At 42.4% G+C, this 17,952-nt stretch carries 11 protein-coding genes and 3 pseudogenes; 2 read left to right on the top strand and 12 right to left on the bottom strand.

Annotation, left to right across the window (positions count from 1 at the left end; translation table 11 throughout):
- Position 1 precedes the first annotated feature (1 nt).
- From BLR42_RS05575 to BLR42_RS05540, 8 genes and pseudogenes are all read right to left on the bottom strand, one after another.
- A complete protein-coding gene (locus tag BLR42_RS05575; RefSeq protein WP_091867331.1) occupies positions 2 to 1,291 on the bottom strand; it encodes a Gfo/Idh/MocA family protein in 1,290 nt (429 codons plus the stop codon).
- A gap of 69 nt (positions 1,292 to 1,360) precedes the next feature.
- The gene (locus tag BLR42_RS05570) at positions 1,361 to 2,197 is read right to left on the bottom strand and encodes a sugar phosphate isomerase/epimerase family protein (RefSeq protein WP_091867328.1); all 837 of its coding nucleotides are present in this window, start codon (positions 2,195 to 2,197) and stop codon (positions 1,361 to 1,363) included.
- Between the two features lie 249 nt (positions 2,198 to 2,446).
- Complete coding sequence (locus BLR42_RS05565) at positions 2,447 to 3,166, bottom strand: gamma-glutamyl-gamma-aminobutyrate hydrolase family protein (protein WP_091867325.1); 720 nt, start codon at positions 3,164 to 3,166, stop codon at positions 2,447 to 2,449.
- Positions 3,167 to 3,304: 138 nt separating this feature from the next.
- Positions 3,305 to 3,868 carry a WG repeat-containing protein gene (locus tag BLR42_RS05560; RefSeq protein WP_091867322.1) on the bottom strand — a complete coding sequence of 188 codons (564 nt, stop codon included), beginning with the start codon at positions 3,866 to 3,868 and terminating at the stop codon, positions 3,305 to 3,307.
- A gap of 39 nt (positions 3,869 to 3,907) precedes the next feature.
- Entirely contained in the window at positions 3,908 to 4,744 is an 837-nt protein-coding gene (locus BLR42_RS05555) for a polysaccharide deacetylase family protein (protein ID WP_091867320.1), read from the bottom strand.
- A 462-nt stretch (positions 4,745 to 5,206) separates the two neighbouring features.
- On the bottom strand, positions 5,207 to 6,658 hold the full coding sequence (gene rhaB, locus BLR42_RS05550) for a rhamnulokinase (protein ID WP_091867317.1): 1,452 nt from the start codon (positions 6,656 to 6,658) through the stop codon (positions 5,207 to 5,209).
- A gap of 75 nt (positions 6,659 to 6,733) precedes the next feature.
- Positions 6,734 to 7,093 (bottom strand): annotated as a pseudogene (locus BLR42_RS05545) (class II aldolase/adducin family protein); the annotation flags it as partial.
- Positions 7,089 to 7,589: pseudogene (locus BLR42_RS05540) on the bottom strand (L-rhamnose isomerase); the annotation flags it as partial. The pseudogenes BLR42_RS05540 and BLR42_RS05545, both read right to left, overlap by 5 nt.
- A 367-nt stretch (positions 7,590 to 7,956) precedes the next feature.
- Between BLR42_RS05540 and BLR42_RS05535 the strand changes: the two are divergent.
- On the top strand, positions 7,957 to 8,943 hold the full coding sequence (locus BLR42_RS05535; RefSeq protein WP_091867312.1) for an AraC family transcriptional regulator: 987 nt from the start codon (positions 7,957 to 7,959) through the stop codon (positions 8,941 to 8,943).
- Positions 8,944 to 8,997: 54 nt separating this feature from the next.
- Here BLR42_RS05535 and BLR42_RS05530 read toward each other — a convergent pair.
- Positions 8,998 to 9,363 (bottom strand): annotated as a pseudogene (locus BLR42_RS05530) (methylglyoxal synthase); the annotation flags it as partial.
- Between the two features lie 44 nt (positions 9,364 to 9,407).
- Here BLR42_RS05530 and BLR42_RS05525 point away from each other — a divergent pair.
- On the top strand, positions 9,408 to 10,529 hold the full coding sequence (locus tag BLR42_RS05525; RefSeq protein ID WP_022762125.1) for a helix-turn-helix domain-containing protein: 1,122 nt from the start codon (positions 9,408 to 9,410) through the stop codon (positions 10,527 to 10,529).
- A gap of 69 nt (positions 10,530 to 10,598) precedes the next feature.
- Here BLR42_RS05525 and BLR42_RS05520 read toward each other — a convergent pair whose 3' ends face one another.
- The 3 genes from BLR42_RS05520 to BLR42_RS05510 all read right to left on the bottom strand — a co-directional run bounded on the left by BLR42_RS05520 (position 10,599) and on the right by BLR42_RS05510 (position 17,624).
- Positions 10,599 to 12,008, bottom strand: coding sequence for an MFS transporter (locus tag BLR42_RS05520; protein ID WP_091867308.1), 1,410 nt, complete (start codon positions 12,006 to 12,008; stop codon positions 10,599 to 10,601).
- 241 nt (positions 12,009 to 12,249) lie between these two features.
- Entirely contained in the window at positions 12,250 to 14,709 is a 2,460-nt protein-coding gene (locus BLR42_RS05515) for a glycoside hydrolase family 2 TIM barrel-domain containing protein (protein ID WP_091867306.1), read from the bottom strand.
- Between the two features lie 137 nt (positions 14,710 to 14,846).
- On the bottom strand, positions 14,847 to 17,624 hold the full coding sequence (locus tag BLR42_RS05510; RefSeq protein ID WP_091867304.1) for an alpha-L-rhamnosidase: 2,778 nt from the start codon (positions 17,622 to 17,624) through the stop codon (positions 14,847 to 14,849).
- Positions 17,625 to 17,952: the final 328 nt, after the last annotated feature.

Raw genomic sequence — 17,952 nt, 5'->3', positions numbered from 1 at the left:
TTTATTCGGGCTTGTACTCGTCGAAGTCGTATGTGATTACGCCGAAGTCTGTCTTCTGCTCACGAAGAGCGATGGACTTGGACATCTTCTTGATTTCTTCAGCTGTTACGCTGCGGCCAAGTTCATTTGAAAGCATAACACCCTCTGACAGGAATGCTGTCTGCATAGCGATATAGGGTGAGTCAATTCTTGTCTCATCTGTGAGATCTCCGCGGAGGTATGAGTACCACTGAAGCTGGTTGTCGTTGTACATAGCCATCTCAGGGTGAAGAGCGAGTTCCTGCATACCTGTAACGTCGTCGATTGCACACTCAAGCTTTGTATCAAAGAGGCGACCCTTTTCATCAACACCAAAGTACTGAAGTCTTGGCTTCTGAAGAGCACCGCCGCCTACGATCTGTCCGCCTTCCGGAACAGCCATAGGGCCACCTGTCTGGTCAACGTCTGTAAACTTAAGTCCGCCGAGTGAACCAGCGATGAAGCTTGTTCCGATCTCATCCATGTGAATAGCCCAGTCTTCATAGATATCCATTGAAAGGCCGTTTTTGAAGCGAGCGATTGCAACTGAAAGATCTTCAACAGGTGTGTGGCAGTCTACTGCATCGTCGATTGCCTTATCTCTCCAGTAATCACAAGTTGTTGTTCCGTATACGCTCTCGAGCTCAGGCATGCCCATTACATAGAGCATCTGTGCAATGTGATATATACCAAGGTCGAAAAGAGGTCCGTGTACGCCTACGTTAGGATCTACGAAATCACGGCTGAAGAAAGGCATATCATAGCCGGGACGTCCCTGACGTCTGTGTCCAACTGATCTGCAATGGTAGATCTTACCAAGCTTTCCGTCAGCGATCATTTCCTTAGCAATTCTTGTCTGAGGGTTGTAGATTGAGCTGATCTGGATAGCAAGCTTCTTACCATACTTCTTCTGAGCATCGTAGAGAATCTTTGCATCAGCATAGCTTGCTGACATAGGCTTCTCTGAGTAACAGTCAAAACCTGCTGCCATAACTGCTGTTGCAACAGATGTATGAAGGTTGTTGTGTACACAAACTTCTACTTCATCGATGTCGTCTCTCTTAAGCATTTCTCTGAAATCCTGGTAGAGGCAGTCCTCTGAAAGGCCGTACTGTTTGCCCCAAGCCATAAGCTTGTCCTTGTCGATTTCAGCAGCAGCTACTACGCGAAGATTCTGTCCTCTCTTGTTGAGGTTCTCGATAACTGTCATGTGACGGTGTGAAATCATTCCGCAACCGATGATTGCAATTCTTAATTCCTTAGGTGTGTTCATTGTTTTCCTCCCTTATTTAAATGGAAATTGTTTTTCCGTTAATGTACTATTTATTGTTTTTAATTCGATTTACCATCCGAAGATCTTGAGGTACTCGCGGCTTCTTCTTGCGCACTCAAGTACGTCTGCATCGTAGTGCTCATCCTGCTCAACGATTACCCATTTTGCATTAGCCTTAACTGATGCCTCGAGAACGGGCTCCCAGATCATCTGGCCGAATCCAACGGGGCGGAATCCGAAGTATCCTGTATCTCCCTCTGACTCCTCTTCCTCAATTCCGATAAGCTTGTACATGTTCTTAACTTCGCCCTTCTTGATGTAGTCCTTAAGGTGTACGATCGGGATTCTGTTTGAATACTTCTCGATGAACTCAGGTGCCTGGCCTGTTGCAACATCGCACCAGCAGGTGTCAAGCTCACACATGAGATTGTCGTGGTCAATTGCTTCGAACATTGCATCGTATCCGTATCTTCCATCAGGAAGCTTTACAAACTCGAAGTCGTGATTGTGATAAAGGAATGTCATTCCTGCATCGTGGATTTTCTTTCCTACTTCATTAAGAAGAGGAAGGAACTTTTCAAATCCTTCGGGATTAACCGGTCTGTACTCCTCAGCCATGTAAGGCATTACAAGGTACTGGACTCCGATTTCCTTGTAGTCTGCGATAACCTTATCAAGATTATCCATCATGTCAGCGAATGCAACGTGTGCACTTACGGGTGTAAGACCAACCTCTTTAAGTGTCTCTCTTACGAAAGCGGGCTCAAGTCCGTAAAGGCCTGCCAGCTCAACGCCGTCATAACCGAACTCCTTGATCTTTGTCATTACGTTCTTGAAGTTCTCAGGTGTGTTCTCCAGAAGATCACGAAGACCGTATACCTGGATTGCAACAGGAAGTTTGCTCATTTTTATATCCTCTCTTTTCTTATAAAATACTCTCCCGGTACCGCCTCGATGCGGTATCTTATGTGTTACATGCAAGGCTTTGTTCCTTGCGTTTTTGTTATCTTATGGTCTATATATTATCGTTTTGAAAAGAGCTCCTCTTTGTTCAGATTTCTAAAAAAGGCACAAATATTGCAATAAAAAAGTGCATGCAAAAAATGCATGCAACAAATGAGCAACATATGTTTCATTTAATAACAGGGATAAGACTCAGCAATCAGAGCAGCGGCTCACGAACTCTTTGAATATCAGTCTGCTGTTGTCATCCTTTTTATATGAAAATTCCGGGTGCCACTGCAATGCCCACACAAAGCGTTTTCCCGGTAGTTCCACAGCTTCTGTCAGACCATCTTCTGATACTGCCATTACTTTTAAAGAATCGGCGACTTCCTTTACCGCCTGATGATGATAGCTGTTTACGCTGATTCTATCTGACTGAATCAGCTTATGCAGACCGGATTCTTCTATAATATTAACTTCGTGAACAGGCACATCATAAGGTGGTTTCTGGTGATGCTCCGTCTCTGAAGGATGCTGTTTCCCCAAATCCTGATAGAGCGACCCTCCAAGATATGCATTCAGAAACTGAATACCTCTGCAAATTCCGAGAATAGGAATGTCCTTTTCCAGAGCCTGACCCAACAGCTCTTTTTCCATGCTGTCTCTTGCCTCGTAGCAGGCAACAGAACTATCAAGCTTCTCTTCTCCATAAATCTCCGGGGACACATCCTGTCCGCCCGTCAGAAGAATTCCATCCACGGTATCAAGAAGCTGACGAATCGTCTCTTTATCTGAAGTTAATGGTAGCATTATCGGTATTCCACCTGCCTGCGTTATTCCATCCATGTACCCCGGCAGCATCCATAAGCTATCTTTTTCATCATCAAAAAGCGGCGATACGCCAATTATTGATTTTTTCTTATCTTTCATCTTATTATCCCCTTTATCAAGCTGTCCTGTCTTACTTCCTATTATATATAACAAAAGGCAAAGACCACGTTCGTTCTGAAAGCGTCTTTGCCTCTTTTCATAATAATATCATATTTTTTTGCATTGTTTGCATTTTCTTCACACGACTTGTGTTTCAGCATCCCCTACATCAGGTTTTTTCTTAAGAAGTGTTATACTGATTTTCATCGTGAATAGATAATCCATGCTCTTACCTGTAAGTCCCGTTTGGAGCGCAAAAAGTGCAAACTTTCTGGGATTATCAAGAAATCTTTCATCCTTACCATAGTATTTGCAATCAACAACTATCTTGCCTGTTTTATCAACATAATGTCCCTCGTAGTCCCAGGCAAGTCCGTCGAATCTGAATAACAAACTGTCTGAAAATCGCGGCTCTGTCGCTGTCTTATTTTCAATATCAATAAGTCCGTATTTTTCCTGATAAAGCGGAAACCAATGCGGCCATCTGTTACTTACCATGTACTCTGCATAAAGTTCATCGGTTTCAGGGATGTGCCCGAAGTATACCTCCTTGTATCCCTGATCAACAACCTTGTTCCCCTCTTCGTTAACCACATATTGATTCCCGTACTCATAGCGCGAACAATAAGCAGTGACTATTCCTGCAATAAGCGCCGCAACAGTCAGGCCCGCGACCTTTATTTTCTTAGTGTTTATAGGCAACTCCCATTCCTCCCCAAATGATTTGTTCCCCCTATTATATCAAAATGTCACTGTGTTTCCTGCAGGAACATATACATTTTTCTCGCCATAGGAGAACCACAGTGCCTTGGAAGTCGGATTCTTGCACATAGTCATATCAGTGTTGAAAATAAGCTGACTGAACGCATGGCAGTAATCATATGCTTCGATGTTGGTACAATACCAGATATCGTCGCGACCGCCAATATACTCAGCGAACTCCTCGATCACATTCCAGTTGTCGAACTGTTCGAACTCATAGGTGTGTCCCCAGAGATAGAAGAACATCGGATCCCACCAGTCCTTGGTCTCGACAAACCTCTTTGCAAGATTCATAAGCTCCGGATCAGCGTGGTGGCAGGTTGCAGGCAGTCTCATCCAATCCTTGGGAAGATGGAAATCATGTGTTGCCTCCACCGTTCTCGCATAGCAAATGCCGCAATTCTTAAGAATCTCCACACTTGTATCATCATAAGCACCATAAGGATAAGCAAAGCCTCTTACGAAGGTTCCGAAAATCTCCTCAAGTTCCTTTCTGTCCTTTGCAATCTCCTCTGTCGCAATATTCCCGGGAAGTCCCACAAGCGATGCGTGAGTGTAGGCATGCGCTGCAATCTCCCATTTACTCTTAGCATAAACCTGCTTCGCACGGTTAAGAGGCATGCGTCTGTGAATTGTGCCGGGCTCGTACTTCACATCCTCCGGAGGAAAACAACCGCTGTTAAGGTTAAAGGTTCCCTTCAATCCGTTCTTTTCTACTGTTTCAATAAACTTTTCATCCTGCTCTACACCATCGTCATAGCTTAAAGTAAGCGCCTTCGGAAGGCCTCCGGGAAAGCGCATTATCATATTTGCCATAGTTCCTTCTCCTTTTTTCTATATAATAGCAGCATATTCCAAATAAGAAAGAATGCCGCTTGCGGCATTCTCGCGCCGAGCGCGGTTGCATTTATGCAACATATTCCTTTCGCGCGAGTGCGCATCCTCACGGAGTGTTTTTATATCATAGGAAAGCAATTTCCTATGATATAAAAAAGCCATATATGCTACATATTAATGTAACATATACGGCTACTGTGTTCTTGGGCATTATTGTTATGATAATGCCAATTATTGCTTTTAAACTCCTTACTCTGCGAGCATCAGAACAAGCATCAGCATAACGCTGAAATACGTCATCATAGTTGCAGTCATAAGTATCGGAGCGAAGTATAGAATGCGATTGTGTTTCATGATATCCCCCTACTATTAACACTTTTTTCAAGCATCGCTACCCTTATAATTTATCACCCCGTGTCCTACAAAAAGTCGTCAAGACAATTACTTAAATTCTTTAACCCCAAAGGATGAAAAGATGCATTGTCTGAAGGCATTAAGATCAGCAAAAGTGCGGTCTGAGAGCATCTGCGCTCCGATGTTACCGATGGCTGTTGCTTCCGAAGGGCCTGCATAAATCGTCTTGCCGGTTGCCCCCGCTGTCAGCTTATTCAGATACTCTGCGTTTGATCCGCCGCCTACTATATTTATGGAGTCAAAATGCTTCCCGGTAATCTCTTCGATTTCTTCTGCTGCCTGTTTGTAGCACGCTGCGAGAGATCTGTAAATCACGCGCGAAATCTCCCAAGGCGTGACAGGCACCGGTTGACCAGTTCTGTAACACTCATCCTGAATCGCCCTTATCATGGACTTAGGCGCAAGGAAAAGTTCGGAGTTGGCATCAACTATGGAATCGATTGTCTCCTTTTCAGCTCTTGCACAGAGATTTGCAAAGGAATAATCTGCTGCCTCCGCGTTATCACTGCAACCATCCCCGGAAGTATAGTTGTAGTCTGCCTCAAACTCCTTCTTCACGGACTGGATCATCCAAAGGCCCATGATATTTTTTAGGAATCTGTATCTGTGATCGTATCCTCCCTCATTAGTAAAATTAGCACTGCGCGCTGTTTCCGAAGTGTTCGCTTTTTCCAGCTCACACCCAAAGAGCGACCACGTTCCGGAGGAGATGTATAGAACATCCTCCGAGGTATTCGGAACACTCATGACTGCGGCGCCTGTGTCATGCGTCGCAGGTAGGATGACCTTGCAGTTAAAGCCCACTTTTTCCTGAATCTCTTTTGAGAGGTCGCCCACTTCAGTTCCGGGCATGGAGAGCTTTCCGAATAATTTTTTAGGAAAACCGAGTTTTTCAATAAGTTCGATGTCCCACTCGTTGGTTTCCGGATTTACAAGCTGCGTGGTGGTTGCATTGGTGTACTCCTGCCTTTTTACCCCTGTCAGCAGGAAGTGCAGATAGTCGGGAATCATCAAAAGTGATTCTGCCTTTTCAAGATTCTCGGGCTCCTTGGTTTTGCAAGCCATAAGCTGGTAAATTGTGTTGAAAATAGCCTTCTGAATTCCGGTGCGCGCATAAAGATCTTTTTCGGAAATAATCTTATAGACCTCACCGTCCATTTCTTCGGTTCGGCTATCTCTGTAGGCATAAGTGCTGCCAATGATGTTGTCGTTTTTATCAAGGAGAACGTAATCAACGCCCCAGGTATCGATTCCCATGGAGGCGGGTGCTTTGCCCATCTCATGACACTTCTTCATGCCGGTAAGGATCTCTTCAAAAAGCCTCCCTGTGTCCCAAACCTTGTGACCGCCTTCGTCATCCATACCGTTGTAGAATCTGTGTATTTCTTCATATTGAATTTTGCCGTCTTCGATCCACGAAAGGATATGGCGTCCCGAGGAGGCGCCTATATCGACGGCTAAGTAATATTTTATATTCATGTTGCTATACCCTTTATTTAATGCCCTCATCCGGCGCTTCGCACCACCTTCTCCACTGGAGAAGGCTCTTATATGTTAGCGCTCCCCGATTATGTTGCTCTTTTTCTCGTAGAGGCAGTCTTCGTTTACCTTGATTCCGAAGGGTTCATCGAGGGCCCTGAAATCATCGGGTTCGATAGTCTGACGTTTTGTGTTTGTCATGGACATAACCTTGACGAGGACCTCTGCTGCCTTCTCTACTGTGTGCATAAGTCCGAAGGTGATGTCGAAATCAGCTCCGCAGGCGAACATGCCGTGGTGTGCCCAGATAGCTACGTCCTGCTTTTTCATGATGTCGGAGGTTGCAACCGCGATGTCGCGTCCGCCGGGTACCATCCACGGTACAACGCCGATTCCGTCAGGGAATACAACGGGGCACTCTGTAGCCATCTCCCATCTTAAGGCATGCGATACAGTGATCAACCCAGAATTTTCTAACTGTCTCATCCTCTGATGAAAGTGTTGCATTCTCTGCCATGGGATGTGAAAACATTGTGGGATTAAAATCAAGACCGATGCCATGCTTCTTTGCAAAATCTACCCAGGCCTTGAAGTGCTTAGGCTCTAATTTATCTCTGTCTACCCATTCATCACCTTCAAATACTGCGTAGCAGGCATGAAGATTGAGCTTATGTTTTCCGGGTACAAGTGTGAATACCTCATCTATATCCTGCATGAGCTGCTCAGGTGTTGTAGCCTTATACGGATAATTTCCTGTTGTCTGAATTCCTCCGCTAAGAGGTCCCTTCTGATCAAAACCTACTACATCATCTCCCTGCCAGCAGTGCATTGAGAGACTGATTTTTTCAAGTTCGCTGATAGCCTTATCTGTATCAACGCCAAGCTTTGCATAACGCTCTTTTGCTGCTTCATATCTTTCCTTAACTATCATTTTTTGTAACCTTCCCTTTCTTTTTTGCTATCTGTTTATAATCCGGAAAAATATTACGAGAATAATCTCATCGTCTACACCGGCACATGATCATTACATGCACAGTAAACTATGGTTAAATCCAATCTGACACTCTTTACAAGTAATCCTATCCAGTAGTGTCAGGATTATTGACAAATACTTATGCCAAAAACTATTGGCCAAGATAAATCAATCGTGAAAAACTCTCGTCTTAAACATCTTGAAATTATATTAAAACTCCCAGACGAAATATTTAAGGTCCTACATTGAAGAAAAATAGGTCCTTTATTGCAAATAATAAACACACATGTTAATTTAAAGACATAATCCTTCACGGAGGTCCTAAATGAACAGAGAATTACTGCAAAAGCTCAGTATTATCACAGATGAGGAGCAGTCCATACTGGATGGAAAAGAATATATAAACCGTGACTTGTACTATAGTCCTCAAGCGTCCAAAAAATCAGATGAGATTGATTCTGCGAGGGTATTAAAAAACGGACGCCTTATAGATATGCGTCCGCATGTGCGCTTTATTCACTTTCCGAAGCATACTCACAACTATGTTGAGTTCATTTATATGTGCAATGGTACTACAAGACATATCGTGGATGGTCAGGAAATTATTCTGAAAGAAGGCGATCTTCTTTTCCTGAATCAGCATGCCACTCAGGAAATATATCCGGCAGGTGAGAATGATATTGCAGTTAATTTCATGATACTTCCGGAATTTTTTGATGTGGTGCTTCCTATGATGGGAGCTCAGCCAAGCGCCCTTAGAGACTTCATAATAAGCTGCCTCACCAGAAAGGATTTGACCAGCAACTACATGTATTTTAATGTTTCGGATGTTCTTCCCATTCAGAATTTAATGGAAAACCTGATATGGAATATGCTGAACTCCGACAAAAACAGCAGAACCATAAACCAGGCCACTGTGGGACTTCTTTTCCTTAATCTCACAAATCATTCTGAGCTTATTCATATTGCTTCGCATTCCTATGAACAGGAGATAACGCTTAAGCTCCTCTCCTATATTGATACATCCTACAAAACCGCATCTCTTAAGGATTTTGCAGCAACAGAAAAAGCAGATGTATACACAATTAGTCGCATAATAAAAAAAGAAACAGGCCACACCTTCAAGGATTTCCTTCAGGAGAAGCGCCTTGAAAGGGCCTGCTCTCTTCTTGTTCGTTCAAATGCACCTATTGCCGATATCGCTATCTCTGTAGGCTATGACAACACCAGCTTTTTCCATCGTCTGTTCCGCAGAATATATGGCTGCAGTCCCAGAGACTACCGACTGGCTAATCACAGTTTTATACAGTGATTAAATATCCCAAAATACATCTGCCTGTAGCTAATATCATATTGCATTTTCAATTTACAAAAGTGTCTCTGCTCTGTGCTCAATGTTCTGCTTAAAGTTGATAATGTCGTGGTCATATTCCTCATCCATGTATGATGAATGAATAAGGAAATCAGCTGTAGCTTTGTTATTGGCAAAAGGAATATCATACACCTGTGCAATTCTCATAAGTGCCTTTACATCAGGATCATGAGGTGCTGCTGTAAGCGGGTCTGAAAAGAAAATAACAAAATCAATTTTCCCCTCTACTATCTTAGTGCCGATCTGCTGGTCACCGCCAAGGGGGCCTGAATTATAACCGCGTACAGGAAGATTTGTTGCATCAGTTATCATACGAGCCGTTGTACCTGTTCCGCATAAAAAGTGCTTTGAAAGAATATCTGCATTATTTTTTCAAAAGAATTTTAGTATGTTATGATATAGCCATGAAAAAATATACGACTTATGGAAAATTCCAAAATGAAATGAATTCATATTACAAGCGCACAGGTATGAAGCTTCAGTTTACCGAAATGATGCAGCGCATGAATGAAAAGGGGCTTCTTAGTACATCGCCATCTTTTTTCAGGCTTCCTGCAGATGCCCTGTCAGTAAGTGATGATGAATTTGATAAGCTTGTGGATAATATACCTCTTCATTATGATGTAGAGCATGCAATAAATTCCTATGTAGGTGAGGAAAAAATCATTCCTCAGTTTTATGATGTCTACACTATTCGTCATCCGCGATTTACCAGAAATTATGCTCACAGGCATAATTATTTTGAGCTGGATTTTGTGATAAAGGGTGCGGGCACTCTGTATTTTGAGGGAACTGCCCATAAGATGCACGAAGGTGAAGTATGTATAGTTGCTCCGGGCTCCAATCATGACTACATCATAGATGATGAAACCAGCATAGTTTATACCGTTTGCATCAGGAAAAGTACCTTCGAAAGTACCTTCACTTCACTTATGCTTCATCAGGATCTTTTGTCAGGATTTTTCAGGCACATCCTTAGAAATGAGGATAGGCCCAATTACCTTATGCTCTTTACTGAAAACAATATGGAATGCAGAATTTTCCTTCGAAAGCTTCTGATCGAATCAGAGGCTCCTGACGGGTATAGTAACAACTGCTGTATTAACATAATCAATTTATTTTTTGCTAATCTTCTCCGAAACTACAGCAAGACAATATCCTTTTACAACTATGATATTGATTCTGATTTTTCACTTGTACTGCAATATATTCAGCACAACTATCAGACACTTTCGTTGTCCTCTCTTGCCGAGTTTTTTCACTATTCGGAGCCGCATCTTTGCACACTCATAAAGCAGAATACCGGAAAAAACTTCACGGATCTTATTAAGAATCTTCGTATGCGTGATGCAGTAAATCTGCTTATAAATACCGACCAGAAGGTAAATGAAATAGCTGAAGAAATAGGGTATAACAGCGCCGATCATTTTTCCAGGGTATTCAGAAAAACCTATGGCTGCTCACCGGCCGATTTCAGAAAGTCCAATAAAAAGGACAGCCCCTTCATTCCATTCTCACATGAGTAATGTAAATCAAACTTCACACACTGAAAAAGGAACCGAGACCGTATGCGGACTCAGTTCCCTTTTTTCTTATCAAACAGCCTTCTTCAGACTATTCTCACTGTCCTCAGCATGCATTTTGGACTTCATCTCTTCTATCTCTTTCTTGTAGTGCTTGATTGGTCCAAATACTACACAGAGAATAACAATGCTTCCTGTAATGCTGGGTGCTCCGAACTTGATGAAGTTAAGAGCAAACATAGCTGATTCGGGCTGTTGTCCAATGGCACCTGCCACATATCCTGATACTGCAAGGATTGCAAGTATGCCTGAGCTTGTAGCTGTATTACCGCACTTCTGTGCAAATCCCTTGATTGATGAAACAAGTCCGTTTGCTGTTTTTCCTTCCTTGTACATGATGAAATCAATAGTATCATTTACAAGAATATTAACCAGTGCGTTCTGCATAGCTCCTGTTACAGATGCGATGAAAGTGAGCACGCAAAGGAAAGTAAAGTTTGTCTTTCCGAAGAAGAAAAGAACTACATATAAAGCTATTGTTGTCACCTGAGAGAAGCAAAGTGCTCTCTGTCCACTCTTGAATATCTTAAGAACGATTGGCATTGCAACAACCATTGAAATAAGTGCGCCGATTGAAATAACACCCATGTATGCACCTATAAGGTCAGGTCTCTGGTAGTAATACATCATGTAGTAAACTGATGATGAAAACATAAGTCCATATCCCATTGAAGCCATTACCCAGGCAATGATGTTAGGATATACTTCCTTGTGCTTTAATACCATTCCAATTCCCTTAAGAGGATTCTTTTCAGGCTTTGCAAGATATCTCTCCTGTCCCTTTGAAGCCTTAAAAAGTCCCCAGAAGGAAATAAATGAAAGAATACCGCAAATGATCATGTAGGGCACATAGCCATTTGAAAATCCAAGGCTGTTAAAGAAGCCTGTGATGTTTGGAGTAAAGGTGTTACCTACTGTAAATGCTGCGGCACAACATCCTGCTCCCATTGTGATTATCTTATTTCTCTCGCCGTCATTCTTAACAGCTGCAGGAAGAATTGCCATCTGAGGCATTGTGTACATAGTAACTGTCATTCCGTAGCCGATGTACATAATAAGAATGTATACAGCCTTAGCCGTAGTATTTGTAAAGCCCCAGTCTACCCAGACCATAGTTGCAAAGAATGTAAGCAGAACCGGTGCAAACAGGAAGTAAGGCCTGTAACGTCCCATCTTTGTATGTGTACTGTCAGCGATCACACCCATCATCGGATCGTTTATCGCATCCCAGAGAGTTGCTATAAACATTATTACTGAGCATATAGCTGCCGGAATCCCTAATGTATCCGTCATATAAACAGACAGATAACTTGCCAGTACTGCAGCTACCATCATCGCGCCGCCGTTTACGGAAGTAGCATGGAACCATCTAAAGGCACCACCGACTTCTGCTTTATTTGTAGAATTACTATTGTTCCCCATTGTCCTTCTCCTTTTCATGTTTTTAAATGTGGTAAACAATGTTTTTTGCTTTGTGAGATTATAATAGCAAGGTAATACTTCCTGCTCCATGTAATATGTTTATCTATATCCGACATTTTTTAAGATGCATAAATATAAATAAAAATCCCCAATAATAATCCGGCCTAATATTTTAGATTCCGGACAGTTATCGGGGAAACTCCATTATATTACATGATATCTCGAATTATTTAATTTTCTATCACAGTACTATTTCAGTTTTAATACCTGAATCTATACCTGCCTTGAGAACGACTTTTTTTCCCGGTATCTTACGGACAATAGCCAGGGCACGTCCATTCCAGGTATTTGAAGTATTGCTACTATAAGGCTCCTGCTCTTTGGGATTACCTGATCCAAAGCCTAAAAGCTCAGCGTCACCTTCAAGCTCAAGCGTAATACTCTGATCAGAGTTTATGAAAACATCTCCATCAGAGTCCTGAAGAGAAAGATTCACGTATACTATCTCACTATCTTCCAATATATTTCCATCTACCTCAGCAAAAAGCTTCATATCTCCCACTGCAGTAGTTAGCTCATATTCTCCTATGTTCTCGCCATCTTTGTATGCCACAGCTTTTAAGGTTCCCAGCTGATAAGTTGTTTCAAAAAGAGTTCTGCAGTTATCCTCTTCCACAACCTTTTTCTTTCCTATGGATTTTTCATCAAGTAATAATTCCACCTCATCCCCTGAAGAATAAACCTCAACCACAACCGGCTTATTTTCATATCCGCTAAAGGTCCATCCTGAAACAGTATCACTCATTACCCAGGGTGTCTTTATCAGTTTCTCGCCATAGTGTGCGGGATCCTGAACTGCTATATAAGGAGCTTTTCTTAGTCCGAAAACAATCTCCCTGTAATATGATAAAGGTCTTCTAAAGCCTGTGATATCAATATCTCCTGTATAAGCAAGCTTAGCAGGGAACTGTGCGCCAAAGCCGCCCTCACCGAATTTATATGCAGGAATTCCTACGCCTGCTTCTCCCAGGTAGTCCCAACCTGTCCAGGTGAAATCTCCGATAACCTGAGGGTATTTTGTAACCTCTCTCCAGTTTACAGCAATCTCAGGAGGATAGGTTTCACTACCGACAATAACACGGTTAGGAGCCTTTTTAGCATCAAGGCTGTAGCGTGCTGTCATGTAGTTATAGCCTGCTATGTCAGTTGCTGCACAGGCCTTGTGCAGACGCTTTGTGATCTCAGGATGTACGACAATTTTATCCATGTACTTATCCATGATAGTCATGAAATCATTTACGTTTATGGAATCATCACCATCTTCTACAGATGCAGCAACATCTGCAGTAATCTTAGGCACAGCATCTCCTGCCGCAAACACTCCGTTTATTGAAGCAAGGGTATATCTATTAGGATCCAGCTTGTGACAAAGTCCGCTGATTTTTGCAGCAAGCCTTGAGCCTTCGTCCGTTCCAATTTCAGGGATCTCATTTCCGATAGAATACAGAATAACTGAAGGATGATTGTAATCCTTCATGACCATCGCTTCCACATCACGCTCCCACCAGTCCATGAAATACATATTATAGTCATAGTCTGATTTTGCCCTGGTCCACATATCAAAGGCTTCATCCATGATATACATTCCGAGTTCATCACAGGCCTTTACAAGTGCAGGTGCCGTAGGGTGATGAGACATTCTTATGGCATTAAAGCCGGCTTTTTTTAATATAGCAACTCTTCTGTATTCAGCTTCATAAAAGGTCTTTGCCCCTAAGATTCCACTGTCGTGGTGAATGCAGGCTCCACGAAGCTTAACACTTTTTCCGTTCACTCTAAGGCCATGCTTTGCATCAAGTCTCAGCTTTCTGATACCGAAGATCTCCGCTTCATCATCCAGAGATTCTCCGCAGCCTGTCTGCCCGTCATTCTCTTCCTCTGCTTCGAACACCGTAACTTCAGCCTTATAAAGTGCGGGATTTTCATCAGACCAAAGTGATGGCTTGTCTACATATAATCTTGAAAAAACAGTCATCTCAGAATTAGCCTTAGCGCTGATTACCTTTTGATCGGAAGCAATAAGCTCTCCATTCCTGTCCAAAATTCCAAAGCTGATAACAAGGTCTTTTGGCGCTATATCCGCATTCCTTACAGATGCCTTAAGATGTACTGTTGCCTCTTCTTCATTACATTCTTCAGTTGTTATCAGGAAGCTGTTTTCCTTTATATAAGTATTATCCGCTTCAAGAAGGTATACGTCTCTGTAGATTCCGGAGCCTGTGTACCAGCGGCTGTTCTGACATGCATTGTTTCTCACCTGAACGCGAATTTCATTCTCGCCCTCTTCCTTAAAAAATTGAGAAATCGGAACTGTGAACTCTGAATATCCATAAGGTCTGTTAGCAGCAAGCTGACCGTTAACATAGACAAAGGTATTCATGTAAACACCCTCAAATAAGAGCATTATATTCCTGCTTCTGTCACCCTTTTTTGATTCAAAAAACTTCACATAAGTATAGGAACCACCATCATAGAATCCTGTATTGCCGCCATTAAGCGAATCAGCATGTGTCTCTGTCTCTATCATCGCATCATGGGGAAGTGTAATTTTTCTCGCATTTTCAGGAATGCTCCACACTAGAGCAAAGGCATCCTTGCTGTTCCAGAAAAGCCAGTTATCGTTCCATTTTGTTTTTTTCATTATGTTCCACCTCTTAAATACTGCGTTATGCACAAATTAGTCTGCTTATAAGTAATTCTATAATTTGAGGTTTAGATGGAACACTTCTTAATTTGCGGAGAATCCGACATTTATTAATATAAAAATAATAAATAGTTTTACCATCTCTTAAAATTGAATATCTTTTCATTCACAGGGCCTACATTTTCAGGTGTAAAGCCCATAAAGAACAGGAATGGCAGCTCGCCCAAGGTATGATTGCGGTTTTCCTTATCATGCTTACGGATTATTCCATAGGCAGGGGGAAGCTCCTTCTCAAGAAGTGCCATCACTTCTTCGTCCTTCTCAAGCTCGGAGAGCCTGGTTTCAGGTCCGTACACGCATCGATAATCTCTTGAAGGCACGTAGCTGATTTCATACTTTCCTGCAGGAAGTACTACTGCTCCGCTTTCATCAATAGTTTCTGCATCAAAACCTGTAACTGCAAGCTTACTTCTACTAAATCTGGGAAGAGTTACTTTAGCACTTCCGTTAAACGGAACTTCGATATTTAGTGTAAGTATTCCATCCTCCCCAATTTTCCAATTGGATACATATTTTCCTGCTGCAGTTACCATAGAGGAATTAAAATGTCTGAATTTCATAGAAGGCTGCGGTGCAATTATTGCACTCTTAAAGCCTTCAGTGGCAGGACGAAGTCCTCCTATGTACTCATACATAAACTGCACGACCGTTCCGTATGAATAGTGGTTAAGGGAGTTCATTCCCTCATCACATATTGTTCCATCAGGCATAACCGAATTCCATCTCTCCCAGATTGTGGTAGCTCCAAGATTTACGCAGTAGAGCCAGCTTGGGAACCCTTCATTAAACAGGAAATGATATGCCAGATCCATTCTTCCGATTTTTGCAAGAGTGGTACAAAGAAGAGGTGCTCCCACAAAACCGCATTTTATCTGGTAACAATCCTTATTAAGTCTGTCAATGAACTGCTCTATGAGCTTATCCCTGTCCACATATACATCAAAGGCAAGTGCAACAATATATGCTGCCTGAGTATCACAGGCAAGACGTCCTGTCTTTGAGAAGTACTCATCAAGAATTGCGCTCTTTACCTTTTCTGCAAGGGCATCATATTTTTTCTTATCCTCTTTAAGTCCAAGCCTCTCTGCCATCTGGGCTGTTATTACTGTTGATCGATAGTAATAGATTGCAGCAAGGTAGTCGTCATTGGTCCCTCCCTTGAAGCTCTGCTCAGTTATTCCATCAAGACCAAGCCAGTCGCCAAATTGGAAAGGCAAAATGAAGAACCCCTTGTCGCCATGCTCTGCATCATTTCGATGCATGTACTCTACCCAGCCCTTCATCATTTCATAGTGTTCTTTGGTATCCTCCAGAGAACCGAAGGTATTATAAAGTACATTGGGAACTATTGTGCTTACATCTGCCCAGATGCTTCCAACTCCCGCAAGGTTATTGGCTGTATTGGGCAGGAAGCTTGCAACACCTCCCTCATGGCGCTTTGCATCAAGTGCAAGATCGCGAAGGAACTTTCTGTAAAAAGCTCTGGTGTCCATGTTGTAGCTGGCTGTCTGTGAAAATACCTGCGCATCACCTGTCCATCCAAGTCTCTCATTTCTCTGTGGACAGTCTGTGGGCATGTCAAGGAAGTTGGATTTTTGTCCCCAGATGCAGTTCTCATAGAGCCTGTTGATTTTTTCGTTACTGGTCTCAATATAACCTGTGCGTTCCATATCTGAATACAGTACACGGGATCTTATCTTGTCAGTTGTAAGTACGGTCTCCTCCGGCCAACCTTCAATTTTCAGATAGCGGTATCCGAAAAAAGTGAACCTGGGATGTACTGTCTCTTTCCTTCCATCAGATATATAAGTGAACTGTGATCTGGCTTCGCGGTAATTCTTGTTGAAAAAATTGCCTTTCTGAAGTATCTCTCCGCAGGAAATTATTATCTTTGTACCTGCAGGAAAATCAGCATCAAACTCCATTACGCCTGCATGATTCTGTCCAAAATCAACTACAGTTTCACCCGCAGGAGTATGGATTATTTCTTTTGCGGGAAGTATCTCTTTTACAATTACCGGAATACTGTATCTGTCAAGAAGTGCTCTCTCTGCCTTTACTTCGACAGCATTACCGATTTCAGGTGTTCCTGCTGTTCTATCCAGATCTTCTCCGTAATAAATTCCGGATTCGATAACATCATTTTTCAGTACCTTCCAGGTATTGTCCGTTCCGATTACTTCATGGCTTCCATCAGCAAAGTCCACATGGAGCTCAGCAATGGCCTCCATTCTGTCACCGAAATTATGGCCGCCCTCAAGACCGAAGTTACTCATATACCAGCCCTTAGCGACCTGGATATCAAGCTGACTTTTTTCACCTATTTTGTCTGTCACATCAAATGCAATAATCTGCATTCCTGTTTCATAATCATTGATGTAAGGAGTCAGAACCTCATCTCCGATTTTCTCACCATCAAGATATGCCTCAAATACGCCAAGACAGCTCACATAAAGTCTGGCCTTCACAGGCTTTTCCCTAAGCTCAATGTCTTTTCTGAAAATCGGATGATATTTAGCACCATCCTCTGCTGCAATCCATTTTCCTGTCCAGGCTTCGTCCATCTTTCCAGTCTCAAAGTATTGCACATCTGAGACTGTGGTATCTCCGTTGTCGCCTGTAATCGTCACTCGCCAGAAATATCCGGTGCGGGGCTTTAAGTCAATATTTACCTTATCTCCATTGATAACTTCACCTGTCTGATCAAGGTTAGCAGCCTCTTTTCTGCAGAGAATCTCAGTAAAGTCCCTGTCTGCAGCCACCTCCAGCACGCCATTTTTTAATGTCTTCGCATCTGTCTCTTCCACATTCCAGGATGCTATAAGATTTTTAAAATCATAGTTACTATTCACGGTCTAATGATTGACTAAAAATATATAAGTGCTGATTGATGCAAGAGGTCGTAAACTCAGATTATGTCTGGGGTTACGGCCTCTCTGCATTTTGCACTAATTTCTGATTGAAAGTTTGTGGAAAATAATGGTACTATATAACTAAATAATACCAATACACGTATTGACATAAATATTGGTATGATATATAATAAATAGTACCAAGTACAGTTAAGGAGGTTGGATGAAAGATGTCGATAGTGAAGTACACAAACAAAAAGACTGGAATGATTGCCGTTTACGAGTCTACATCTCATTATGATCCTGAGACAAAACAGTCCCGTCCTGT

This window comes from Butyrivibrio sp. INlla16 (assembly GCF_900104155.1).
In the GTDB taxonomy this organism is placed as follows: Bacteria; Bacillota; Clostridia; order Lachnospirales; family Lachnospiraceae; genus Butyrivibrio.
Note: the sequence above shows the minus strand (reverse complement) of the source record. Positions and strands in the feature narration are given on the sequence as shown.